The organism is Nocardia sp. NPDC056000 (assembly GCF_042269265.1).
Taxonomy (GTDB): domain Bacteria; phylum Actinomycetota; class Actinomycetes; order Mycobacteriales; family Mycobacteriaceae; genus Nocardia.
The window spans coordinates 1-24,433 of record NZ_JBHJXS010000007.1; the positions used below are offsets into that span (position 1 = coordinate 1).

At 65.2% G+C, this 24,433-nt stretch carries 23 protein-coding genes; 4 read left to right on the forward strand and 19 right to left on the reverse strand.

What is annotated here, in order from left to right:
- The coding region (locus tag ACFC4D_RS20895; RefSeq protein ID WP_376065572.1) for a TetR/AcrR family transcriptional regulator at positions 1-471 on the reverse strand (471 nt) is incomplete at its 3' end.
- A gap of 335 nt (positions 472-806) precedes the next feature.
- On the opposite strand from ACFC4D_RS20895, the gene ACFC4D_RS20900 reads away from it, so the two are divergent.
- A complete protein-coding gene (locus tag ACFC4D_RS20900; protein ID WP_376065574.1) occupies positions 807-1,904 on the forward strand; it encodes a ferredoxin reductase in 1,098 nt (365 codons plus the stop codon).
- Between the two features lie 15 nt (positions 1,905-1,919).
- Positions 1,920-3,248, forward strand: coding sequence for a fatty acid desaturase family protein (locus ACFC4D_RS20905; protein WP_376065577.1), 1,329 nt, complete (start codon positions 1,920-1,922; stop codon positions 3,246-3,248).
- Positions 3,249-3,295: 47 nt separating this feature from the next.
- Here ACFC4D_RS20905 and ACFC4D_RS20910 read toward each other — a convergent pair whose 3' ends face one another.
- The 3 genes from ACFC4D_RS20910 to ACFC4D_RS20920 form a co-directional block, all read right to left on the reverse strand.
- Positions 3,296-4,588 carry a YhgE/Pip domain-containing protein gene (locus tag ACFC4D_RS20910; RefSeq protein WP_376065580.1) on the reverse strand — a complete coding sequence of 431 codons (1,293 nt, stop codon included), beginning with the start codon at positions 4,586-4,588 and terminating at the stop codon, positions 3,296-3,298.
- 236 nt (positions 4,589-4,824) lie between these two features.
- Positions 4,825-5,667 carry an IPT/TIG domain-containing protein gene (locus ACFC4D_RS20915; RefSeq protein ID WP_376065583.1) on the reverse strand — a complete coding sequence of 281 codons (843 nt, stop codon included), beginning with the start codon at positions 5,665-5,667 and terminating at the stop codon, positions 4,825-4,827.
- 194 nt (positions 5,668-5,861) lie between these two features.
- Positions 5,862-6,239: a hypothetical protein gene (locus tag ACFC4D_RS20920; protein WP_376065584.1), complete on the reverse strand. Its 378-nt coding sequence runs from the start codon at positions 6,237-6,239 to the stop codon at positions 5,862-5,864.
- Between ACFC4D_RS20920 and ACFC4D_RS20925 the strand changes: the two genes are divergently transcribed.
- On the forward strand, positions 6,229-6,453 hold the full coding sequence (locus ACFC4D_RS20925; RefSeq protein ID WP_375956789.1) for a hypothetical protein: 225 nt from the start codon (positions 6,229-6,231) through the stop codon (positions 6,451-6,453). The two genes, ACFC4D_RS20920 and ACFC4D_RS20925, sit on opposite strands and share 11 nt — an antisense overlap.
- 12 nt (positions 6,454-6,465) lie before the next feature.
- On the opposite strand, the gene ACFC4D_RS20930 is transcribed toward ACFC4D_RS20925, so the two are convergent.
- Both ACFC4D_RS20930 and ACFC4D_RS20935 read right to left on the reverse strand, forming a co-directional pair.
- Positions 6,466-7,470, reverse strand: coding sequence for a MaoC family dehydratase (locus ACFC4D_RS20930; RefSeq protein WP_375956786.1), 1,005 nt, complete (start codon positions 7,468-7,470; stop codon positions 6,466-6,468).
- A complete protein-coding gene (locus ACFC4D_RS20935; RefSeq protein WP_375956783.1) occupies positions 7,467-8,357 on the reverse strand; it encodes an HpcH/HpaI aldolase/citrate lyase family protein in 891 nt (296 codons plus the stop codon). Before ACFC4D_RS20935 ends, ACFC4D_RS20930 begins: the two co-directional genes overlap by 4 nt.
- A 93-nt stretch (positions 8,358-8,450) precedes the next feature.
- Between ACFC4D_RS20935 and ACFC4D_RS20940 the strand changes: the two genes are divergently transcribed.
- Positions 8,451-9,608, forward strand: coding sequence for an acyl-CoA dehydrogenase family protein (locus ACFC4D_RS20940; protein WP_376065586.1), 1,158 nt, complete (start codon positions 8,451-8,453; stop codon positions 9,606-9,608).
- Positions 9,609-9,770: 162 nt separating this feature from the next.
- On the opposite strand, the gene ACFC4D_RS20945 is transcribed toward ACFC4D_RS20940, so the two are convergent.
- From ACFC4D_RS20945 to ACFC4D_RS21005, 13 genes are all read right to left on the reverse strand, one after another.
- Positions 9,771-11,081 (reverse strand): phytoene desaturase family protein, encoded by a 1,311-nt coding sequence (locus ACFC4D_RS20945; RefSeq protein ID WP_375956777.1) that lies wholly within the window; start codon positions 11,079-11,081, stop codon positions 9,771-9,773.
- A 14-nt stretch (positions 11,082-11,095) separates the two neighbouring features.
- Positions 11,096-11,959, reverse strand: a complete 864-nt coding sequence (locus ACFC4D_RS20950; RefSeq protein WP_375956775.1) for an SDR family oxidoreductase — start codon at positions 11,957-11,959, stop codon at positions 11,096-11,098.
- A 39-nt stretch (positions 11,960-11,998) separates the two neighbouring features.
- Positions 11,999-13,162 (reverse strand): acyl-CoA dehydrogenase family protein, encoded by a 1,164-nt coding sequence (locus ACFC4D_RS20955; protein ID WP_375960694.1) that lies wholly within the window; start codon positions 13,160-13,162, stop codon positions 11,999-12,001.
- Positions 13,162-13,965 carry an enoyl-CoA hydratase/isomerase family protein gene (locus ACFC4D_RS20960; protein WP_375956772.1) on the reverse strand — a complete coding sequence of 268 codons (804 nt, stop codon included), beginning with the start codon at positions 13,963-13,965 and terminating at the stop codon, positions 13,162-13,164. The genes ACFC4D_RS20955 and ACFC4D_RS20960 overlap by 1 nt, the downstream gene beginning before the upstream one ends.
- A gap of 75 nt (positions 13,966-14,040) precedes the next feature.
- A complete protein-coding gene (locus ACFC4D_RS20965; protein WP_375956769.1) occupies positions 14,041-15,234 on the reverse strand; it encodes an acetyl-CoA acetyltransferase in 1,194 nt (397 codons plus the stop codon).
- A complete protein-coding gene (locus ACFC4D_RS20970; protein ID WP_375956766.1) occupies positions 15,231-16,616 on the reverse strand; it encodes an OB-fold domain-containing protein in 1,386 nt (461 codons plus the stop codon). The genes ACFC4D_RS20965 and ACFC4D_RS20970 overlap by 4 nt, the downstream gene beginning before the upstream one ends.
- Positions 16,613-17,809 carry an acetyl-CoA C-acetyltransferase gene (locus ACFC4D_RS20975; protein WP_375956763.1) on the reverse strand — a complete coding sequence of 399 codons (1,197 nt, stop codon included), beginning with the start codon at positions 17,807-17,809 and terminating at the stop codon, positions 16,613-16,615. Before ACFC4D_RS20975 ends, ACFC4D_RS20970 begins: the two co-directional genes overlap by 4 nt.
- Positions 17,806-19,065: an acetyl-CoA hydrolase/transferase family protein gene (locus tag ACFC4D_RS20980; RefSeq protein WP_375956760.1), complete on the reverse strand. Its 1,260-nt coding sequence runs from the start codon at positions 19,063-19,065 to the stop codon at positions 17,806-17,808. Before ACFC4D_RS20980 ends, ACFC4D_RS20975 begins: the two co-directional genes overlap by 4 nt.
- On the reverse strand, positions 19,062-19,298 hold the full coding sequence (locus tag ACFC4D_RS20985) for a hypothetical protein (RefSeq protein ID WP_375956757.1): 237 nt from the start codon (positions 19,296-19,298) through the stop codon (positions 19,062-19,064). Before ACFC4D_RS20985 ends, ACFC4D_RS20980 begins: the two co-directional genes overlap by 4 nt.
- A 9-nt stretch (positions 19,299-19,307) precedes the next feature.
- Entirely contained in the window at positions 19,308-19,793 is a 486-nt protein-coding gene (locus ACFC4D_RS20990) for an aromatic-ring-hydroxylating dioxygenase subunit beta (protein WP_375956754.1), read from the reverse strand.
- Positions 19,793-21,064: a Rieske 2Fe-2S domain-containing protein gene (locus ACFC4D_RS20995; RefSeq protein ID WP_376065588.1), complete on the reverse strand. Its 1,272-nt coding sequence runs from the start codon at positions 21,062-21,064 to the stop codon at positions 19,793-19,795. Before ACFC4D_RS20995 ends, ACFC4D_RS20990 begins: the two co-directional genes overlap by 1 nt.
- Positions 21,061-22,773 (reverse strand): class I adenylate-forming enzyme family protein, encoded by a 1,713-nt coding sequence (locus ACFC4D_RS21000; protein WP_375956748.1) that lies wholly within the window; start codon positions 22,771-22,773, stop codon positions 21,061-21,063. The genes ACFC4D_RS20995 and ACFC4D_RS21000 overlap by 4 nt, the downstream gene beginning before the upstream one ends.
- Positions 22,770-24,425: a class I adenylate-forming enzyme family protein gene (locus ACFC4D_RS21005; RefSeq protein WP_375956745.1), complete on the reverse strand. Its 1,656-nt coding sequence runs from the start codon at positions 24,423-24,425 to the stop codon at positions 22,770-22,772. Before ACFC4D_RS21005 ends, ACFC4D_RS21000 begins: the two co-directional genes overlap by 4 nt.
- Positions 24,426-24,433: the final 8 nt, after the last annotated feature.

The following is a 24,433-nucleotide window of genomic DNA, read 5'->3' on the forward strand; positions in this document are numbered from 1 at the left end:
GCCCATCAACCGGAGCACCGCTGGATCGACTCCGGCGCCCACCGAGGGCACAACCGCGAGCTCGTCGACGGCGGCGTAGAGCCGGGCCGCCACCGGAGTGAGCTGCTCACGCAACTCGGCGTCCGTGCGCGCGGCGATCAGCAATTCGAACCAGACCGCGTTGATCTGCGCTCGCGACTGGTTTCGCGTCAACGCGAGCATCTGTTCGACGGGCGCGTCACCGAGAGCGAGAAAGCCCGCGAGGTGTCGGCGACCGACCTCTTCGGCAACCTCGACGACCAGCGCGAGCCGCGAGTCGAAATGGCGGAACAGCCCGCCCTTGGATACCCCTGCCCGGGTACAGATCTCGCCGAGGGAAGCACGGTAGTAGCCGATCTCGGCGATCGTGTCGATCGTCGCGTCCACCAACGCCGCCTTCGTGGATGCCGTGCGCTCGGCCTGGGTGCGGCGCACATGCTGGGTTTCGGTCACACCGCAGATTGCAACCAATCGGTCTCTAAATGTCAATAGGGCGAAGTTTATTGGGGGACATAGACATTCGAGCGGTGCAGCTCGAGGCATCACGGGCGCAAAACCATCTCGGTGACCGGGACTTGCCCTTGCCACTGCGGCTCTCGCACCGCCTCGGTCAGCGCGGCATGGGCCATGAGGGAATGCTGGATGTTCGCCGATAACCGCTGTCAGCAGTGACAAGGGTGGCAGTCGGGTGAACGAGCGTTCTCCCGCTCGCGGCGATTAATTCGACGGTTTGTAGGGACATCTCACAACCGGTGTTTAATTCAGTGCACAGGTGTTACGCCTCTTACATGGCGGAACGGGGTGCTCGACCGAAAGTATCGCGCGGGAGGCTGGTGCTCCTGCGAGCGATCAGACATCTGTTCACACCGCTGCGGCCTGACGACTACCTGGAGATGATCAATCCGCTGTGGACCACGCGTGAGTTGCGTGGGCGGGTGGAGAAGGTGGTGCCGGAGGGGTCGCAGGCGGCGTCGGTGTTCATTCGGCCCGGGTACGAGTGGGGTGGGCATCGGCCGGGTCAGTATGTTCGGTTGGGGGTGCTCATCGATGGCATATTCCATTGGCGCGCATACTCTTTGACCTCGGATCCGGATGCGGCCGACGGGCTGATATCGGTGACGCCGAAAGTCGTGGAGGGCGGGGTTGTTTCGCCGTATCTGGTCCGGAAGATCCAGCCGGGCGAGGTGGTTCGGCTCGGTGAGGTCGAGGGCGTGTTCACCCTGCCCGAACCGGCACCCGCGAAGCTGCTGTTCCTCAGCGCCGGAAGCGGTATCACGCCGATCGCGGGCATGCTGCGCAGTTTGGATCGGCGTGGATCGCTCGGCGATGTGGTTGTCGCGCATTCCGCGCACGAGCCCGCGCAGGTGATGTTCGATGCGCTGCTGCGGGATCTGGACCGCCGCTATCCGGGTCTTCGGCTGGACATCCGGCTGACGGGAGAGCACGGCAGGCTCACCCCCGGCGATCTGGACACCCTGTGCCCGGATTGGCGTGAACGAGAGGCGTTCTGCTCCGGCCCGCCGGAAATGCTGGACGCGCTCACCGCGCACTGGGACACGCACGGCATCGCGGACCGACTGCATATGGAACGCTTTCAGCCCATCATCGGCGGCGCGGAGCACAGCGGGCAGGGCGGACTGGTGCACTTCCGGCGCAGCGGCACCGACGCCGAATGTGACGGCGGCACACCGATTCTCGTCGCCGGTGAACAGGCGGGACTGGATCTGCGGCACGGCTGCCGCATCGGCATCTGCCATACCTGCACCGGTGTCCTGCGCTCGGGCAAGCTGCGCGATCTGCGCACCGGCGAGATCGGCGAACCCACCGGCCAGGCGGTGCGGATCTGTGTGAACACCGCCGAGGGCGACATCGACATCGACCTCTGATCGAAAGGATCCACCATGACTGCACCCAATCCCCTTGCACACCTGAGTGATCGGCAGCTGGAACAGCTCGCCGAGGAATGCGACGCCATCCACGCCGAGGTCTACGCCGACCTCGGTGATCGCGACCGCCGCTACATCAAATCCGTCATCACCACCCAGCGCCAGCTCGCCGTCGCCGGCAGGGCCCTGATGCTGGGCTCGGTCTCCCCACCGGCCTGGTTAGCCGGCACCGCTTGCCTGGGCATGGCGAAGATCCTGGAGAACATGGAGATCGGCCATAACATCATGCACGGCCAATGGGATTGGATGAACGATCCGGACATCCACTCCACGGTCTGGGATTGGGACACCGCCTCCACCGCGGAGGCATGGAAGCACTCCCACAACTACATTCACCACACCTTCACCAATATCCGTGGCAAGGACAAGGATCTCGGCTACGAGATCATGCGGATCGACCCGAACCAGAAATGGAGTCCGGTCTACCTCGCCCAGCCGTTCTACAACGTGTTGCTCATGGCCTTCTTCGAATGGGGAGTGGCCGTGCACGATTTGGATATCGAGGCCATTCGCGCCGGGGACAAACCGATACCCGAGGTCTGGCAGGACCTCAAAGGCATCGCAGGCAAGGCACGAGCGCAGATCACCAAGGACTACATCGGCTGGCCACTGGTGAGCGCGGCGGCGTTCGGCGCGGCGCAGCTGGTACTGCGCGGGCGACTGCCGCAGCCCAAGACCTCACGAATCGGCAAGGGGCTCAGGGCAATCAGCGGCAAGCGCGGTGTCGGCACGACCGCAAACCTGCTCGACAGACTGCTCCCCGGAGCCGAACGCACCTTCCTGGCCACCGTCGCCGCGACGTTCACCGCCAACATCATTCGCAACGTATGGGCGCACGGCATCATCTTCTGCGGCCACTTCCCCGACCAGACCTACACTTTCAGCCAGGACGAGGTCGACAACGAAACCCGCGGCGGCTGGTACGCCCGGCAACTGGTCGGCGCCGCCAACATCGAAGGCAGCCCGCTGTTCCACATCATCAGCGGCAACCTCGGCTACCAGGTCGAACACCACCTGTTCCCCGACATGCCGAGCAGCCGCTACGCCGAAATCGCCCCTCGGGTCAAAGATCTCTGCGAACGCTACCAACTCCCCTACAACTCCGGCCCCCTCACCCGGCAGTGGGCAATGGTCCACCGCACCATCGCCCGCCTCGCCTTCCCCGGCGGCGAGGCCCGCCCGAAACCCGGCCCCTACCACCGCGACACCGACCCGTTCACGCCGAACGGCCCCAGCGAATCCGACCGCTTCCGCAACCGGATACCGGCCGACGACAGGGCGTGAGTTTCGTATTCGCACTCTGATCGTGTAGCGGAGGCGGGGCGGTAGGTTCACTCCTCGGTAACACGGGTCCGATCAGCGCTGCGGTGCAGTCCTTTTCGGTCGTAGAAGGCAGTGATCGCCGCACCGAAGCACAGTCCGATCAGCAGGCCGAGCAAGGTCATCCAGGTGCCGTGGGCCAGACCTGAAGAGCCGCGGGCGTCGAAGTACAGAATGGCCCGGATGCCGAGGAAGACCTGGTGCATCGGCTCGAAGGTCGAGAGCCAGCCCATGGCTTTCGGGGTCGCTTCGATGGGGACGGATCCGCCTGCGGAGGGCAGACCGAGCACGATGAACAGGATCAGGTTCACCAACAGACCGGCCGATCCGAATGCGGCGAGCACCGAGAGCGCGGTGACGCCGACCGCGATGATCGCCAACGTGCTGTAGAGGAACAGCATCGGTGCCCGGTCGATGGGCATGTCGAGAAGTGTTGCGACGGCGAGGAATACGGCCGAAACGAGCGGTGCGACGATCGCCACGATCCCCCACTTGAGCAGCAGAGTCCGCAGCCGCGAGATGGGCGTCGATGGATAGTGCACGTACCAGGGGCCGTATTCGGTCGGGGTGAAGCCGAGGGCCGCGTCCACCATCGTGTGGATGATCATGGCTCCGGTGAATCCGGCCAGCAGCACCAACAGCGTGTAGAAGAAGGCCGACAGGCCGCCGCCGGTGCCGTCTGGCAGCGGTCGGAATGGCGTGATGACCACATCGACAGGTTCGGCGAGGGTCAGTTGAGCGGCCCCGGACACCGGTGGCGCCGCAGTGTCCGGCGTCGGACGGAGTTGGGCGTCGACGGTGTCGGTGAGTTGCCTGCCGACCGTCTCGTTCACCTTCGCCAGCGCCTGCTCGGTGATGCGCAGGGTGATGCTGGTGGCGTAACTACCGATGCGAGGATTGGTCTGGATGGTGATGACGGGTCGCTCTACCTTGCCGGAGACAACGCTGGCGGTGCCGAGAATGCCGAGTCGCTTGGTGAAGTCGTTCGGGATGATGATCGCGCCGTAGATCTTCCCGTCCAGCAACAGCTTCTGCATTTCGGGGATGCCCGTGACCGTCAGGTCGACCTTGTCTGCGGGAATGTTCTGCGCCAACGCGGTCGCGATCTGGTCGCCTACGTTGGTGGGCTGTCCACCCAATGTGTCACCGACGTCCTGATTGACCAGCGCGATCGGAAAGTCGTGCAGATTCTTCTCGGGGTTGACGACGTACCCGAGATACATCAGAGACAGCAACGCCATCAGCAGACCGACGACCACGATGGGCCGAGTCCATACCTGCGCGCGAACGGGTTTCCCTGTCATCGAACCGGCCCCTGTTCCTGACGATGTTCGAGAACTGCTCGGTGATCTGGCGAGAGCTAAGGCGAATTTTGCCACCTCATCGCGACTGCACCGCGGCGGCGAGCCGGGCAATTGGCGCAGCGGGTTACGACGCTCAATCCAGAGACACCCTCGACTCGCCACCGAAACGAGCACCCTGAACTGTCACGAGCAAGGTGCTGTCGCACAGCGGTGATCGGCGTCGGGCCTGTGCGCCGCTAGTCCTGATCTCCGAACTTGATTTCCAGGTCGATAACACCGGCGGTCTTGCCCCAGACCACTTCGTTGGTCGCATTGATCTGCAATCCGGCTCGGCTGGCTACCCCATACTTGTGATACAGGTTGTATGTATCGCTATCCATATGGTCGCCGCGGCATATGTACCAGAAATGTGGCACGTCTTTTGTGGTTGCTCGGACGGTGCCGCTCATACTGCCCGTGAGCTTGTTGTTCTGATTCGGCACCAGGCTGATGCTGATGCCGAATTGCAGTTTCCCGCATGGGATGTGCACGACGGTGTCGCTCGGGTCGGTAGCGCGAACGGCTCGCCATAGTTGCGAATCCGCGCCCGGCACGCCGGGCACTACTCGAACCAAGCCGTCGGCTCCGGCAACGAGCTGGCCCCAGCCGTTGAACCTCGTTTTCCCATAGATTTTGTGTCGGGATGTCTGCGTTACGCGCTGACGTGACGGCCACGTTTCGGCGAAAGCCCAGTTGAGCGCTTCATTCTCTGAATCCGGACAGATAGAAGTATCCGGCGGCGCTTCATCCTCCGCGGTGCTCGGCTCGGTGAAGTGGAACTCGCTGTCGCGACCACCGTTCGCGGGCTTCTCGCCATCAGCGAGGACGATCAGGTGCGTCCAACGGTCGCGATCGAGCGCAGGGCAGGTCAAAGTCATCTGAGTATCGCTGTTCACAGTGAACTGCGCGGGGTACTGCCGGGAGTCCCCGTCCTGGAAGAAGACCCGGGTTGCGCGAGTGAAACCCGACCCGGAGACGAATATCTGTGCACCGCCGCCGAATTCAGCTGCGTTGGGATTGATGCTGGTGACTTGTGTCATCGATCTGCGCCTCCCCTGTATCGGCGCAGAATCGGCGACTTGCGCTCACTGGTGACACTGCGACTGTCGAACCGTCCAAGATGCCTTCTGGCACAAAGGATCTGGGCGCGACCAACCCCTCAAGCCTCCCACAGAACACCACTCTGCCGCAGGCGAACGAGGTTGCTCGTAATCGGCGCCGGACGGGATTGCGGTCAGCCCCGGAACTCGATCCAGAAGGCGAAAGTGCACGTCTCGTTCTCGACGTGATCCCACGAGAAGGTCAGCACATCCGGGATCGTGACAACCGTGTTGACTTCGGTGCGTTTGACCAGGTACTCGATCGGGGTCAGATCATCTGCGGTCTGGTCGATCTCGCCATCGTGAGAGTCCTCGAGAAGGGCCGATCGAAAGTCCACGACACCGATTGTTCGCGGACGGAACACCAGGCTCACCTGATCCCTGTCCCAGTCCTTGGTTACGGTGCACGTGCCCCGGATGATCTCGCGGCCATCGACCTCATCGACGGTGTACCCGTCTACGAGAGCTTCCCCGCCGTGCTCGTTGACGAGCCTGACATTCGTGATCAGCACCGACTATCCCCTTTCAGTTCGCCCCGAGGCGTTGGAGGACGCTTCGGTCACGAGGTTATCGCAGGTTCGGCTAACCAGGTGCAACTATTGTGCGCCAACCACTTTCATCGAGGCGGTCGTCGCCGCTGAAGAGCATCAGCGCAAGGGAATCGCCAGCCGTGATCGCCGCCGCACGCCGGACCGTCCAATTCACTTCCGGCCGCTGACCACGTGAACCGGACGGCACTCAACGGTTCAAGGCGAGGAAACGCCAGTCCAGGACCGACACGCTCTCACCATCGCGGTCTGCTGATACAACTGCCCGCAGGTCGAGCAGTGTGCCGTGGGCGCCCACCGAGGTGAGGTTCTCGATCGTCAAGACGGTGCGGAGGGTGTCTCCCTCGTAGACGGGCGCGGTGTGATCGCACCCGCGCCACGCGGGGACCGTCACCAGACCCGGCAGGTCACGGTTGATCTGGGCGAGCGCGATGGCAATGGTGTGACCACCGTAGACCAGTCGGCGACCGCCTGCTGCTGACGAATCATGGTGCACCGCTGCGATGTTGAGAGTGAGGCGGGCCAGCTCGGGAGCGCTGGAGACGACATCGCCTCCCGTGATCTCCCAGGACATGCCCGCGGACAGCTCTGATGCGGATGGGGCGGATGCCGGTAGGGCGGACAGGTCCCATCCCGCGAATGAGGCTGCGGCGGTGGCGATATCGGTCTCGGTGCCGAGGGTCGTGAGATCGTCATGGCGACCGGTGTCCGCGCCGGGGTCGCGGAGAGGGATCATGGCGCAGCGGTGGAAGTCCAGAATCGGGCGGTCCCGTTGGTCGACGGTGACAACACGGAGGACGGCCATGCCGGTGTCAGCGCGGTCGGGTTTCAGCGAATTCTGCCGTAGCGCAACGACGGTGGTGGTTGTGCGCAGCGTGTCGCCGATCGCGGGGGCGCGATGGAAGGCCAGACCGCGGTAGAAGAGGTTCGCCTTCACCCGGCGTGTGGCGAGAGTCGATTGCCCGATGGCGAGATTCCAGACGAGTGCCGGATGCGCCAGCGGACCGCGACCGGTGACACGTTGGGCGAGTTCGGTATCCAGTGGCAGCCGAAGTCGGTCGCCGACGATCGACTGGTGCACCGCCGCGTGCCCGTGCGTCAGGGTCACCGCGGGTGCGCCGTCGAATCGCATACCGGGTTCGAGGTCCTCGAAGTACGGGCCATCGGTCGCGAATGACTTGGTGGCGAATGTCATTGCCGCTCCTGGATGTCGCTGATCGCCGAACCTGCGCGGGCCAGTACTCGGCGCGCCTGCGCCGCGACAGCGTCATCGATCATTCGACCGTCCCGGGTGAACGCACCGATCCCGCGCCGGTGATTCGCGTGCACGGCCGCCACAGTGGCTTCGGCGTCGGCGATCTCGTCCTCGCTGGGCCGGAAGGCGGCATTGACCACCGGCACCTGCCGGGGGTGGATCACCCACTTGCCATCGAAACCCAGTCGCGCGGATTCGGTTGCACTGGAGGCGAATTCGTCATCGACGAGCACTCCCAGCTGTGGACCGTCTATTGCCTCCACACCGGCCGAGCGCGCGGCGAACAGCATCGCGTCCTGTGCGTGGCACCAGCGGTCCACTCCCCTGCGGCCCAATGACGCTCCCAGATCGGCATAACCCAGCGCCACACCACGCAGCAACGGTGAGGCGTGCGCGATCTCCCTCGCGGCCGCGATCGCGGCCGCAGATTCCAGGAGTGCGTACAACCGCACCGGGTCGGTACGGCCCGAGCGGGCCCGCGTACCGTGCAACAGTCGATCAGCGAAGGCGATATCTCCTGGACAGTCGGTCTTGGGCAGCATGATCGAATCGGGGCCGCCCGGCTCGGCGCAGGCGGCCACATCCAGGTGGCACCACGGCGTACCGGGCGCGTTGACCCGGACCACCAGCACCGGTGCACCGGCCGCCCGCGCACGGGCCAGCATGCTCGCCAATCCTGCGCGTGCCCCGTCTTTTTCGCTCGGCGCGACCGAATCCTCGAGGTCGATGATGATGCCCTCCGCGCCGGAGTGCACCGCTTTGCCGATCAACTCGGGCCGGGTGGCCGGGACCGACAGCCATGATCTCGGCGCAATCTGCTGACCCACGAATCATCCTTTCATCCGCCTCATATTTTAATCTATATTAAAGTAAAGAACCGAGCGAGGCAGGTCCAGCTCGGCGGTGAACAAGGGAGTACCGTGAGCCAGCTGTCCGAAGAAGAGCAGTTCGTCGTCCGGACGGTCCGGGACTTCGTCGAGCGTGAGGTGCGCCCGGTGGTCCGCGAGCTCGAGCACGCGAATACCTATCCGGAGGCGTTGATCGAGCAGATGAGAAAGCTCGGCATCTTCGGGCTGGCGATTCCCGAATCCTTCGGCGGCACCGCGGTTTCCATGCCCTGCTATGTGGGCGTCACCGAGGAGCTTGCCCGCGGCTGGATGAGCCTGGCCGGGGCCATGGGCGGACATACCGTGGTATCGAAGCTGCTGTTGGCCTTCGGCACCCCAGAGCAGCAGCAGCGCTACCTGCCACGCATGGCGACCGGCGAAATCCGCGCCACCATGGCCCTCACCGAACCCGGCGGCGGTTCGGACCTGCAAGCCATGACCACCACCGCCAAGCGCGACCCCGACGGCTACACGATCAATGGCGCGAAGATGTGGATCAGCAATGCTCGGCGCTCCCAGCTCATCGCACTGCTGTGCAAGACCGATCCGATGACCCGTCCACGTCATCGAGGCATCAGCATCATGCTGGTGGAACACGGCCCGGGACTGACGGTCTCGCGTGATCTGCCCAAGCTCGGCTACAAGGGCGTGGAGAGCTGCGAACTGTCCTTCGACCGATACCGCGCACCGTTGGATGCCCTGCTCGGCGGTGTCGAGGGCGAGGGCTTCGCCCAGATGATGAAGGGCCTGGAGACCGGCCGTATTCAAGTGGCATCACGCGCGCTGGGTGTGGCCCAGGCAGCCTTCGACGACGCCTTCCACTACGCCCAGTCCCGTGAAAGTTTCGGCCAGCCCATCTGGAAACACCAATCCATCGGCCACTATCTGGCCGATATGGCCACCAAATTGGCGGCCGCACGCCAATTGGTGCTGCACGCCGCCGATCGCGCCGATACCGGCCAGCGCTGCGATATGGAAGCCGGGATGGCCAAACTGTTCGCCTCCGAGGTGGCCATGGAGATCGCCCTCACCGCCCTGCGCATCCACGGGGGCAACGGATATTCCACCGAATACGACGTCGAACGCTTCTTCCGCGACGCCCCGCTCATGATTGTCGGCGAAGGCACCAATGAGATCCAGCGCAATGTGATCGCGGCGCAGCTCGTGGCCCGGGGTGGGCTCGACCACTGAGTGAGCCGACGCGGATCACGTTGCACGACAGAGTGATCCGCCAGTCCGGCTCCGGATACGATGCTGCCCCCGTCACCATATGCGGTGACGGGGGCAGCGTCGGGGTTCAGCCGCCGCGGAGAACGCGGGAACCGCAAGCTCGGGCGCGAACGAGTCGAATCGTCATCCGCGCGCGGGCACCGGATGGGCGTCGTGGATCTTGTCCACGACGAGTTTCGCGGTTTCGGCGCAGGCGGTGGTGCCGCCGTTGGCGTATTCCTTCACACCGTCACCGACATTCCACAGATTGGCGATCGGAGTGTCGTGCGGCAGGTCGAAACCCGCGACGGCTCGCTGCGGCGGCCAGGCATCACGGGTGACCGCGATGGACAGGATCCGGGCAGAGTCGAAGCCCGCGATCTCCTCACGCAAGTCGTCGAGAATCAGTGCGGTTTCGGCCTTTTCGTCGAAGTCGCCGATGGCCGGTTTCGGGATGCCCGCCGCCGCGTACAGGTGCCAGCCCGCCGGGGCCATTTCGGGGCAGGTGGCGGTGAAGTTGGCGACGTAGCAGAGGCGGCGGCTCTTGGCGAAGCTCAGCATGCCGGGAGCCTGAGACAGCGGAGTTTGGCTGGCGAAATTCACGGTGATCATGGCGCAAGGACGATCGGCCGCCGCGACCCGATCGATGTATTCGGCGGGCAGGTTGTGCTTGCCTGCCAACTCGACGGTGGCGGCGGGGCCGATATCACTCACCGCGAAACGGCAACTGATATCGATGGTTTCGCCATCACGCTCGATGCGCGCACCGCTGACCAATCCATCATCGAAGGTGAGTTCACGTACCTCACCCGATAGCCATACCTGCCCGCCATTGGCCTCGATCACCTCGGCCAGGGATTTCCAGACCCCGATGGTGCCTTCGGGGCAGAACCCGAACTTCTTGAAGGCAGTCTTGCGTGTGAAGTAGGTCAGGAACACTCGCGCGGGTAGTTCCTCGGAGCCGACCGCGAAGATGGATCCACACATATTGCGGAAGATGCCCTGGACCGATTCGTTCTTGGTGTACTTGCGCACCCAGTCCGCGGTGGACAGTTCGTACTCGGGCAGTCCGCTGTCATCTCGTGCCGCACCCAGGCCCTTGACGAGTTTGGCGCCCTGGCGGGTGAGTTTGGACAGCAGCAGTCCCCAGCCGCCACCGGTGACGTCGACATCCTTGCCGCCGATGCGATACAGGATCGGCGGATTCGCCGGGCGCACATCGAATTTCGCGCCGACCTCATCGAAGGTTTCCTCGGTGATGCTGCCGAGTTCGATGACGATGGCTCCGTTGTTGACCTTGAATCCGTCGATCTCGGTGGTGGAGGCACGCCCGCCGACACGGTCCAGGCGCTCCACCACCAGGGTGCGATATCCCAGGTGCGAGAGTCGTGCGGCAGCGAGGAGCCCGCCCGCTCCGGCTCCGATTACCAGTGCGTCCCAATTGTTTTCGGTCATCTCAGTACCTCGATTCAGCCGAGCGGATTGGCGCCGGGTTCCGCGCCCGACATATCGGTGATCAGGTCCCATTGCGCGGCGACCTCGTCGATGCTCGGCGGCGCGGCGAAGACCGCGCCCTTGTTCTGAAACTGCTGCACGCGATACACCCGCCCGCCTCCGGCGACCACCACCGTCGCGGTGTCCGAACATTCATCGCTCATGAGATAGCCGACAACGCCCGCGACATGAGCGGGCGGCAGCTGATCGAGCATTTCCTTGGGCGCGATATCCGCGGTCATGCGGGTCGCGGCCAGGGGTGCGACGGCGTTGGCGAGGATATTGTTCCGGCCACCCTCGATGGACAGCGTGTTGACCAGGCCGACCAAGCCGAGTTTGGCCGCGCCGTAGTTGGCCTGGCCGAAGTTGCCGAACAGACCGCTGGTGGAGGTCGCCATGACAATGCGGCCGTGGTTCTGCGCACGGAAGTACGGCCACGCGGCGCGGGAGACGAAATAGCCGCCCCACAGGTGCACCCGCTGCACCGATTCCCAGTTGTCAGCTGTCATTTTCGCGAACGAGCCGTCGCGGAGGATGCCCGCGTTGTTGACCACCCCGTGCACGGTCCCGAATTCGTCGACGGCGGCCTTGACCAGGTTGGCCGCGCCCTCCTCGGTGGCGACACTGTCGTAATTGGCGATCGCGGTACCGCCCGCGGCGCGGATCTCCTCGACCACGGCATCGGCCATGGACTCACTCGCGCCTGAGCCGTCGCGGGCACCGCCCAGGTCGTTGACCACCACCAGCGCGCCCTCGGTGGCGAGCAGCAACGCGTATTCGCGCCCCAGTCCCCCGCCCGCTCCGGTGACGACGATGACCCGATCGGTTACTCCAGGCATGATTCTCCTTGCCCTGCTGGCTATTTCGACGTGTGGATATCAGTAGGATGCGGGCAGACCGAGCACGGTCTGCGCCACGAAATTGAGCACCATTTCCCGGCTGACCGGCGCGGTGCGCATGAGGCGGGCCACGAACCACATTTCGGCGAGGCCGTACTCTTTGGACAGACCGTTGCCACCGTGGGTCTGAATGGCCTGATCGAGAGCCTTCAGCGACGCCTCGGCGGCGGCGAACTTGGCGATATTGGCCGCCGCGGCGGCATTTTCGCCATCGTCGAAGATCTCGGCAGCCCGATACATGGACAGGCGCGCGAGTTCGACGGCGATATGACATTCGGCGAGCGGATGCGAAACGCCCTGGTGCGCACCGATCGGCACCGACCACACCCGCCGGTCCTTGGCATACCGGACCGCCTTGTCGATGGCATATCGCCCGATGCCCGAACTGATGGCCGCAGCCAGAATCCGCTCGGGATTCAGACCGGCGAATACCTGGCGCAGCCCACTGCCGTGCTCACCGATGAGTGCCTCGGGACCAACGCGTACCTCATCGAAGAACAGGGTGAACTGGTGATCCGGCGAGACCACGGCGGTGTCCAGGGGCTGGCGCACCACGCCCGGGGCGTCGGAGGGAACCACGAACATGGACAACGGGTTTCGCTTACTATCGTCCAGATCCCCGGCGCGGGTGATGACCAGTAGCGCGTCGGCTTCGTCGGCTGCCGAGATGAAGTATTTGCCGCCCGAGATGATCCAGTCTTCACCGTCGCGGCGAGCAGTGGTCTTGACCGCGTGACTGTTGGATCCGGAGTCGGGTTCGGTGAGGCAGAACGCCATCTTGGCGGTGCCGTCGGCCAGTTTCGGCAGCCACTGCCGCTTCATCTGCGGTGAACCGTGCGCGGCCACGATGGAACCGCAGATGGCCGGCGAGATCACCGTCAACAGCAGGGGAATACCGTGCGCGGCAAGCTCGTCGATGACCACCGCGAGTTCGGCCAGCCCCGCTCCCCCACCGCCGTACTCCTCGGGCAGGTGCACACCGAGCATTCCGGCGGCCCCCAGCTCGGCCCACAATTCGTCGACCTTGCGTCCTTCCCGCGAGCGCTCCAGAAAGTAAGCCGCACCGTACTTTTCGGCGATCTTGGCCACGCTGTCGCGCAGTAGCGCGCGCTCTTCGGTGTCGATGACAAGTCCCTGCACGATCACTGTCCTTCGAAGGTCGGGCGCCGCTTGGCCATGAAGTCGGCGATGGCGCCGGTGGCATCGGCGGTGCGGGCGGTGCGGCGCAGCGCATCGGTTTCGGCCGCCAATTGCTCGAAATACGTGCTGTTGCCGGAATCTCGGAGCAGGCGGCGCATTTCGCCATAGGCGCGGGTGGGCCCTGCGGCCAGGCGGCGGACCGCGGTGTCGGCGGCCTCGGCCAACTCATCGGCGGGCACCGTCCGGGTGACCAGGCCCCATTCGGCCGCGGTGTCGGCATAGATCACGCGATCCTCGAAGAACATCTCGGCCGCACGCCGATGGCCGATGAGCCGTGGCAGATACCACGAGTTCCCGGCATCGCTGGAGATGCCGATCCTGCCGAATCCGGTGGCGAATTTGGTGCCCTGCGCGGCGATCGCGATATCGGCGATGTACAGCAGTGAGAGTCCGCCCCCTGCGCAGGCCCCGTGCACCGCTGTCACGATCGGTACCTCCAGACGCGAGAGCAGCCGCAGCGCTTCGTGATACGGAATGGCCATCCGGGTCAGGGTCTCGGCCATCTGGTCGGGGCTCGCCTCGTTGAATGCCGCGATATCCCCGCCGACGCTGAATACCGGGCCATTGCCCGTGATCAGCACGGCCCGCACGCTCCGGTCGCCCGCCAGCTCGGTCGCGATCGCCAGGATGGCGTCACCGAACTCCTGATTCATGGCATTGCCGACCTGCGGCCGGTTCAGGCGTATGAACGCGATGTCGTCCTTGACGTCGTACTCGACCACGGGCGCATCGGCCTCGGCTGTCACAAGCTCACCTCCATTTGAATTTAATATAGATTAAATATTGGCAACCGGTCAATGAGTGCGCCGATCACCGAAACCTCAGCCCAGCTCGCGCCCTACCACCGTGATCGCCGAAACACACGCGCCGGGTCGGCCACCGAGATTGTGGGTCAACGCCATTCGCGGATCGGGTAGCTGCCGCTGCCCCGCCGCACCGCGCAACTGCAACCAGCACTCGTAGAGCATGCGCAGGCCGCTCGCGCCGACCGGATGGCCGAAGGACTTCAGACCACCGTCGATATTGATCGGAAGACGACCGCCGGCATCGAAATCGCCTGCGAGACTGTCCTTCCAGGCCGAGCCGGGGTCGCTGAATCCCATATCCTCCATGAGCACCAGTTCGGTCGGGGTGAAGCAGTCGTGCACTTCGGCGAAGTCCAGGTCGCGACGCGGATCGGTGATACCCGCCTGGAGGTACGCATCGCGCACATTGCGCACCACCTCGGGGAAGGTGGTGAAGTCGTAGGCCGGATCCACCGCTCCCCGGCCCGGACTTCCTACTGCCGAAACAGCTTTCACGTATACGGGGGCATCGGTGTAGTCGAGCGCGCGGTCGGCGGGGACGATGACCGCGCAGGCCGCACCATCGGAGACGCCGGAGCAATCGAACACTCCGAGCCGTCCCGCGACCAGTGGCGCAGTGGAGATTTTCGTCTTCGAGACTTCGGAGCGGAACTGCGCCTTGGGATTTCGCGCGCCATTGACGTGGTTCTTCCACGCGACGTGGGTCATGGCATCGCGCATGGACACGGGGTCGACGCCGTAGCGGGCGCAATAGGCCGGATCGAGCATGGAGAACGCGGCGGGTGCGGTGACCGCCAGTTCCGAGGCGGTGCCGTCGTTGGGCGGATCGCCACGTAGCAAACCGGAATAGCCCGAATCCTTGAGCTTTTCGACCCCGGTCGCCACGACCATGTCATAGGCCCCGGAGGCGACCGAGTAGCAGGCATTGCGGAAGGACTCCGTGCCGCTGGCGCAGTAGTTCTCGACGCGGGTGACCGGTGTGTAGTCCAATCCGAGCGCTTTGCTCACCAGCAGTCCGCTCTGCGCGCTGGACAGAGTGCCCAGCCAATAGGCCTCGACCGCCGTGCGATCGAGCCTCGGATTACCGGTGAAGCATTCGTCCACCGCATCGATGATCAGATCCTCGGCGGAACGATCCCAGCGTTCCCCGAAGCGGGTGCAGCCCATCGCCACCACGGCGACCTTGTCGCGAATACCTCTGCTGGTCACAGCAATACGGCCTTCCAGAAGTAGTTGTGGACGCCGCCGGCGGTGTACAGCCGCCGAAAGACCGGGCGTACCCGGCTGCCGACCGCGAGCATCTGCGCCGCACCGTCGGCGAGTTCAAGGGTGTATCGGCCGCCGCCGTCGAAGTCGACCACGGCCGCCACCACCGGCGGCGCCGGAGAATATGCCAGCCGGTCCACCGTGAAAGTCGCGACGGTGCCGGGCATATGCGCTCTCGGCTCATCGGTCATGGCATCGACACTGCGGCAGTTCTTGCACACCCGTGCGGGCGGTAAATGGACGAAACCGCAGGTGGTGCACGAGCTTGCGGTCAGTCCGAACTTCCATGCCACACCACGTGCCGACGGTGGGGCGGCAGGGCGATCGGGTTCGGGCCGTCGCGGCGGTTCGCGATCGAGCAGCCCGCGCCAACTCAGATAGGTGGTGTAGGAAACATCCACTCCGGCAGCCAACTGGGTAGCCACCGGCACCCGCTGTCGTCGCTGCTCGATCAGATCGGTGGTGCGCAACAGGATCGCATCGCACCCGTCGGCCGCCGACACCACGAGAATCGTCTCGTCGGGCCCGGCGGTATCGAGGATTCGCGCGAGCGCCAGCCCCAGATCTGCCGTCCCGCTGTGCCCGATGGGCGACACGGTCGTGGACTTGCAGCCCGACCACCGCTTTCCGGCGGTCTTCACCACACCGGCATTGGGTGAGACCACCACCAGGTGGTCCGGCTGATCACCCACCGCCATCGAATCAGGATCCCCAACTCGCGCCAGGATCGCCGCCCAGGCCCGATCGATGAGGGGTCCGTACTGGTCGACCCCGAACCTCTCTTCCCACTGCTGTCCCGCAACAGCTCCCGGCGCGCGCCACCGGTCGAGGAACTCGCCCGTGATGCTCACCTGGGAGACGATCGCGGCGAGCGAGTCGGTGGCGGGGCCGAAGACGAAGGCCGCCGCCCCATCTCCCCCACCACGTTCATCCGACGATCCGGGCCGTCCGACCCGCACATCCGCGAAAACCGCCAGTCCATGTCCGGCGGCCGCACTTCGCCACGCCGCCACGGCGCTGCGCGCGGACCCGCAGACGTCGGTCACGAAGACATCGGCGGGCAATCCCAGCGCGGCATGCACCGCCGTGGCATTCGTCTTGTCCGCGTAGGCGGGTGTGGTCGTGGCAAAGTGCAGTGACCGCACACGCGCGCGGTCCAGTGCGGCCGCCGCCGCGGCTACCGCCAGCGTGGTGCTGTCCTCGTCGTAGCCGGCGACCACCCGCGAGCCGGTGCCCGCGTCGATGGTCAGGGCCGCGCCGAGGTCGGCCAGCCGCACCCGGAAGGCGGGAAGGTAGGTGGCGTAGGAGACGATGCCGGTACTCATGCGGCCTCGAAGATCGCTGCCATGCCCTGGCCACCGCCGATACACATCGATTCCAGGGCGTAGCGGCCGCGGCGGCGTCGGAGTTCATGGACCAGGGTGGTGAGGATACGAACGCCGGTGGCTCCGATGGGGTGGCCGAGGGAGATGGCGGAACCGTTGACGTTGAGGCGGTCGTGATCGTCGAAGCCCCAGCCCTTCAGTACGGCCAGGACCTGGACCGCGAAGGCTTCGTTGAGTTCGACCAGGTCCATATCGTCGAAGGACAGTCCGGTGCGGGCGAAGAGTTTCGCGACAGCCGGAACCGGGCCGATGCCCATGCGGGAGGGGTCGCAGCCCGCGGCGGCCCAGCCGTGCAGAAAGGCGATGGGGGTGAGGCCGAGTTCGTCGAGCTTATCTTCGGCAACGATGAGGCAGGCCGCGGCGGCGTCGTTCTGCTGGCTCGAATTGCCCGCTGTGACAGTGCCATTCGGGGTGATCACCCCCAGTCTGCTCAGCGATTCGGACGTCGAGTCGGGCCGGATGCCCTCGTCGCGGGTGAACAGGACCGAGTCACCCTTGCGCTGGGGCACGTCGACCGCGATCACTTCGCTGTCGAATCTGCCGGATTCCCATGCGGCAGCGGCTCTGCGGTGGCTGCGCGCAGCGTACTCATCGGCGGCGGCCCGGGTGATCGCGTAGTCGGTGGCCAAATTCTCGGCGGTTTCGATCATGCCGCTGATGCGTCCGAAGCGCGATTCCGGTTGGGAGCGTTCACGTCCCCGGTCGAGGCGATCGTAGAAGGTGGCGTTGCCCGAGCGCGCACCCCACCGCATGTCTCGGGTGTAGTACTCGATATTGCTCATCGATTCGACCCCACCGGCCAGGACCGCGTCGGCCGCTCCGGTCTGCACCATCATGGCGGCCGTCACCACCGCTTGCAGTCCGCCGCCGCAGCGGCGATCGGTCTGAAAGCCGGGCAGCTCCACCGGAAGTCCGGCTTCCAGCGCCGCCCAACGGCCGATGCACGGGGCCTCGGAATTGGCATAGGACTGGGCCATGGCCACATCGTCGATGCGGGCGGGGTCGATACCGGAGGTGGCCACAACGGCCTTCAGTATCGTGGCGGCGAGCTGCTCGGCCGGCAGTGCGCGCAATGCGCCACCGAACGAGCCCACCGGCGTGCGCAAGGGGCTGACTATCGCGGCCCGTTTCATAGTTGTTCCTCCATACGAGCTTTCGCGAGATGCTCGCGGTGGTCGGGATGGGCGATGTCGATCAGGCGATCGGCGCGCTCGGCGAGCGAGAGGCCGCGCAGGTCGGCGATGCCGTATTCGGTGACGAAGATTCCGGCGTCCGAGCGGGCGGTGCTCACCGGGCCGGACAGGGTGGTAACGATGCGACTGCGGGCCCCGGCCGTGGAGGGCAGGGCCACGATGGGGAGCCCGCCGGGCGAGGATGCCGCCGCGCGCAGGAAATCCGCCGCCCCGCCTACCGCGCCGACGTAGGTGCCGCCCGCGACTTCGGCGTTGACCTGTCCGGTGAGGTCTACCTCTATCGCGGAATTGATTGCGGTGAAGCGGGTCTGGCGTGCGAGCACCTCGAGGTTGTGGGTGTAGGACGCGGGACGCAGTTCGATGGTGTTGCCCAGGTGTGCGGCCTCGAACAGGCGCCGGGTTCCGATCAGCATGGCCCCGATCGCCAGCGCGTGGTCTGCCCGCTTGCGGGTACCGGTGACCGCGCCGCATTCGATCAGGTCCACGACCGCGTCACCGAGCAGTCCGGAGTGGATGCCGAGGTGCCGGCGGTCCTTCAACTGCCGCAAGACCGATTCGGGAACCGCACCGATGCCGAATTGCAGTGTGGCCCCGTCCTCGATGAGATCGGCGACCGATTCGGCAAGACGGATCGTGACAGGATCCTCGGACAGTGCGGGCAATTCCACCGGTGGCCTGGAGGTTTCGATGAGGACGTCGATATCGGCATCGGTGAGATATCGCATCCCCGCCGTCGCGGGCACCTGATCGTTGACCTCCGCGATGACGACCCTGGCGGAATCGAGTGCGGCGGTGAGGTAGTCGTCGGCCAGTCCGAGGCTGTAGCGGCCGTCATCGCGCGGTGCGCACTGCACCAGCACCACGTCGGCACGGAGCGGACCCGCCGATACCAGCCAGGGCAGTGTCGAGTAGTGGCCCGGATAGATATCCAGCACACCGGCTTTGGCGAGCGCCCGGTTCGCACCGGTCCCGCAGTAGGACACCAGTCGCAGGTGATCGGCATGCTCGGGCCGGACGGTGCCCGCGAACTGGATACCGAGAAAGCAGCGCAGCCTGTCGAACCGGTCGCGCTGGGCCACCAGGGCCTCGGTGAGCGTGAGCGGTTCCGCGCACGCCTGCCCCCACACGAGGGTGTCCCCATCGCGCAGATAGGGACCGAAGTCGAAGGTGTCCGCCGGAACACGTTGCGGTGTCACCTTTCTCGCCACCGGTTCGCCGAAGGATCGAGCAGTCGTTCCATCTGCCCTTCGGCCAGCCACACGATGGTCTCCAGCTCCAACGCGTCCAGGTACCGCACCCGGCCGGTCTTCAGATCGTGCAGGCGCAGACGTGGACCGTTGGCGGTCTCATCGATACTCACCGCCACCCGCGCGAACTCACTGTGCACCACGCCCTGCCCGGCCGGCGGTGGCCTGCGCTCCGATTCCATTGCCGTATCTCAGATCAGGAAGCCGAGGGTGGGAAGCGCCTCGGCGCTGTTCACCAGGACCACGGTCTTACGCGCGAGCTTGAGCTCCCCCGCGACCCAGCGCACCACATAGGTGACCCGTCCTGCCCAGGTCTCGATACCGCGCGGCTTGGATTCGTACAGCACGAAATTGGCCCCGGCGGTGGTCTCGTCCCCCGACCGCTGCAGGATCTCGACATTGGAGATCGTGCGCCGCAGATTCGACGGCGGCGACTGCGCGTACCGCTTACCGGTGCGCAGTTGCTGCAATCGGGTCGTGATGCGGCGCCGGTTGTCGTAGATGACCGAGACGTGCGTGGCCGGATCGTGCGCGCCGCCGTCGACCGGCACCCAGTAGATGGCGTCATCGGTCCACAACGCCTCCCACGCGGTGTAATCGTGTTCGTCGGCGTAGCGGGCTTCGCGGTAGATGAACTGTTCGATCGTGTCCAGACCGATATCGCTCAGGCTGCCCATCACGCCTCCATCAGGGTCTTGTAGTGCTGCCAGAAGGCACGCATGGCGGTTTCGTCGGTCGCGCCACCGATACGGAAACCGGTGTCGTCCAATGTTTCCCGTGCCACACCACGCCGGATGTCGAGCCATTCGGGCCGTAGCTGCGCCACGCCTACCTGATTGCGCTCGTACATTTCGGTGTCATCGGCCAGCAGCATGCCCGCGGGCCCGATCGAGCCGATCGATTGCGAGAGCATGCGCCGGTTGAGCTCGTTCGCTCCGTCCAGTTGCACCGACGTGGCGAACTGCACGCATTCGGTGGCCGAAACCGGCTGGATATTGAAGACCTGGATCTCGGCGATGAACAGGTTGGGAAAGATCATCACGTGCGGTGCGCCCTCGATCATGATCTGGTCGGCTGCCGCGCCGTGCACCTCGCGCATCGCGGCCACGTACTCCGGGACGCGGTCGGCGGTGGTGCCGAACCAGCGCATGGGTTCGGCGAATTTCCGGAATTCCGGACGTAGGTCGTTCTCACTGTGCCCATTGCCGAGCGCACGGGTCACAGCGGTGGAGGCATCGCTGTAGAGCGGGCCGATGGTGGAGCCGGTCACCGAGAAGATCGAGCCGTGCACGAATTGCGGGTGGTAGCCGTCGGTTTCGTTCTCCGCCAGCAGTTTCCAGTTGGCGCGGGTACGGTGCCGGAGCCAGCCGGTGTCCAGGCGCACCTTGCCGGTGGGCGAGAGCCGTGCCAGCCGATCGATCTCCCCGGCAGCGGCGCCGAGATGTTCCAGCAGCGGCGGTACGTCGGGATTGAAGCTGCCGAACACGAACCCGTGGTAGCTCTCCACGCGCGGTACCACACCCAGTCCGAGGTCCAGCTTGACCTTGCCGTAGCCCTTGTTGAACGGATAGCCCAGCAGCTCACCGGTATTGCGGTAGGTCCAACCGTGATACGGGCAGCGGAACGAACTCGAATTGCCCTGCTGCTCATCGCACACCAGATTGCCGCGATGCGCACAGCGATTGCCGACCACGTGCACATCACCGCCGCGGTCACGCAGCAGAATCACGTCCTGCGGACCGATATTCTTGCGCACGTAATCGTTCGGCTGCGGCACCTCGGATTCATGACCGACGAACACCCAGCCGCCGTACCAGATGCGCTCGAGTTCGTCGGCGAAGACCGCCGGATCGGTGTAGAGCGATCCGTGGACGCGCTCGGGCTGGATGAGTTGTGAATAGTCCACGCGCGGAAACTCTTTCGTCACCGGCGGAATCGTCACCGTCATAGTCGCTCCATTCGTGCCTTGGCGTATTCCACGAGACGGAACTTCTGCACCTTGCCGGTCGGAGTGGTGGGAAGCTCTGTCGCGGTGAGGAATACGACGTGCTTGGGAACCTTGAATCGAGCCAGGTTCGTCTTACAGATTTCGATCACCTGCGCGGCCCCGACCGTCGAGCCCGGTGCGCGCACCACGCACGCGCACCCCACCTCACCCCAGCGCTCATCCGGTACGCCGATCAGGTACGCCTGGCTGATCTCGGGATGCGCGGTGAGCAATTCCTCGATCTCCCTGGGCATCACCAGTTCTCCGCCGCTCTTGTAGAGCTCCTTGGAGCGACCGGTCACCTCGAGATAGCCGTCCGGGCGCACCCGGCCCAGATCGCCGGAGTACACCCAGCCGTCGCGCAGTCCACGCGCGGTTTCGGCGGGCTTGGCCCAGAAGCCGAGCATGGCGGTCGGACCGCGGGAGACGAGTTCCCCTTCGGTGCCTTCGGGTAGGAACGCACCGGTATCGGGATCAGCGGTGCGGTACTGCACGAGCGCGCCCGCACAGTCCGTAAGTCCCGCGGCCCCGGCCATTTTCGGCGCGCCGACCGTCGTCGAGGTGAGCTCGTAGGGATCCTCGGGGCGGGTCAGGGTCATGGCCCCGCCGGTTTCGGTCATGCCGTAGCCGGTGACGATCTCGCTCGCACCGAGTTCATCGCGAACCCGCTCCCACAGCCACACCGGTGCGGGCGCGGCCCCGGACAACACCGCTTGCAACGAGGACAGGTCATAGCTGTGGCGTTCGGGATGTTCGAGCAGTGCGATGGTCATGGTGGGGACGCACAGGATGTCGGTGGCCCGGTGTCGCTCGATGCCGGACAGGTAGCCCTGTGGGCTGAACGACGGCTGTGGGATGACTGCACCGCCGACCATGGTGGCGGCGATGATGCCCTCCACGTAACCGAACATGTGATAGCAGGGCAGCGAGAACAGGATCCGGCGGCCGTCACCGAACGCGCGGGTCAGCGCGGAGGCGAATCCGGTGCGCAGTACGGCGTCATGGGTCACCATGACGCCCTTGGGTGAGCCGGTGGTACCGGAGGTGTACAGGATGTCGCCCACGGCATCGGGGTACACGATGCGTTCGGCTGCCGCACCGCGATAACGGTCTCCGAGTAAACCGAGCTCGGCGACGGTGAGCACACCCGCGCGCTCGCGCCCATCGGTGCTGAACTGAATCACTGTGTGCAGCTGTGGAAGTCGGGTGCCGTCGCGCTCGAGCTGCTCCCAGCCGGGCATGATCTCATCGAGCATGCCGAGATAGTCCAGCTCGGCGAAACCCGTCATGGTGATGAGCACCCGGCATTCGGATTGACCGAGTACATAGGCCAATTCGTCGGCGCGGTACAGGTAGTTCAACGGCACCGCGACCGCGCCTGCCTTGGCGATCGCGAACTTCAATGGCACGAACTGCGGATAGTTGGCCATCAGCAGACCGACATGATCGCCCTCGCACACACCCAGAGCGGCGAGTCCGTCGGCGAATTCGGTGGCGAGCCGGGCGGTCTCGGCATAGGTGAGGATGAGATCATCGGTGAGTACGAGTGGTCGATCGCCATAGGTCGCGGCCCGCTCGTCGAGCCAGCTCCCCAGTGAGCACGGTGTCCAGTCCTGGAATTGCTCGCACAGCGCCGCACGCCGGGACGCTATATCGGCCACCGCGCTCACCTGATCTCGTCGAAACGTCCGGCCGAGATCGCCTGTACGACCTCGAATTTGCGCACCTTGCCCGAGGCGGTGACCGGGAGTTCGTCTGCCACGAACCAGCGTTTGGGCTGTTTGAAGGTCGCGAGCCGGTCGCGCACATGCGCGCGTAGCGAATCCGCCGGATTCGTCGGTGAGTCCGCGCGCAGCACCACGACCGCGCTGACCGCCTCACCCCATTTCGGGTCGGGTACGCCGACCACGGTCACCTGAGCCACCGAATCGTGCTCCAGCAGCAGTGATTCCACCTCGGCGGGCGCGATGTTCTCACCACCGCTGATGATCAGATCCTTGAGTCGGCCGGTGAGAGTGATATAGCCGCGGGCGTCCATGGACCCGAGGTCGCCGGTGTGCAGCCAGCCGTCGGCGTCGACGGTGGCGGCCGTGGCAACCGGATCGCCCAGGTACTCGATCATTTGCTGATATCCGCGGGCGCAGATCTCGCCCTCCTCCCCCAGAGCTGCCACGCTGCCGTCCGCGAGCCGGGCGATCTTGCACTCCACCTGGGGAATCGGCCGACCCACAGTGGTGAGTTGATCGTGCGGACTGTCCTGGCGGCGGATCATGGTGAGCACCGGAGCCAACTCGGTTTGGCCGAACAGGTTGTGCACCGTGCCGCCGAACACCGTGCGCGCGCCGTCGATCAGGACCGGAGCCACCGTCGCGGCCCCGCCGAGGATGCTGCGAAAGCGTGGGGCGGGCAGATCGCTTCCGCGCAGGGCGTCCAGAAGTGCGCCGAGTACGGTCGGTACGAAGAACAACACGCTCGCCTGCTCGGCGACGGCCCACTCCAATACCGCTCGGGGTGCGAAGGTTTCCACCAGTAGCAGAGTCCCGCCGATATACGCGGGACCGAGGGTGCTGATCACGCAGGCCGCGGTATGGAACATGGGCAGCGGGCCGATACACACCGCGCCCGATTCGATTTCGGCCGCGCTCATAGTCATCTTGGCGACATTGACCAGCGAGCGATGGCGCAGCAGTACACCTTTCGGGTTGCCGGTGGTTCCGGAGGTGTACTGCAACATGACCGGGGCATCAGGATCGGTGGCGTTGGGTCCGCGAACGATCGGTATGGCTCCCGGCTCGGCCTGCCAGCGCGCCCGGTCGGCAAGGCTGATGATATGGGAACATTCGGGCACTCGCGCGGCGGCCTCGATCGCCGCCGCGGCCATATCGCTGCCACGGTTGGATTCTGCGTGCAGCAGTACGGTCGCACCGGAGTGCCGGAGTACGTATTCCAATTCATCGACCTGGAAGGCCGGATTGACCGCGACGAGCACGACACCGGCCAGCGCCGCACCGTATTCGATGATCGGCCATTCCAGGACGTTGGGAGCCCAGAGCGCGACGTACGCACCGGGTTCGGTGACGCGCAGCAGCGCGGTGGCGACGCGTTCGGCCCGCTCGTACAGCTCGGCGTAGCTGAGCCGTTCGATGATGGTGCCGCCGTGTGGTGTTCCGGCGAGTGCCAGGCGTTCGGGGTGGGCCCGCGCCCGATCGGCGAGTAGTGAACCGACGGTGTGCTCCGAGAGCGGCACACCGGTATCGGCGCGACGATACGCCTCGGGGAGAGAATCGAAATCGACGGGGGCCAAATGGGCTTCGATGGCCATGCGCGCTC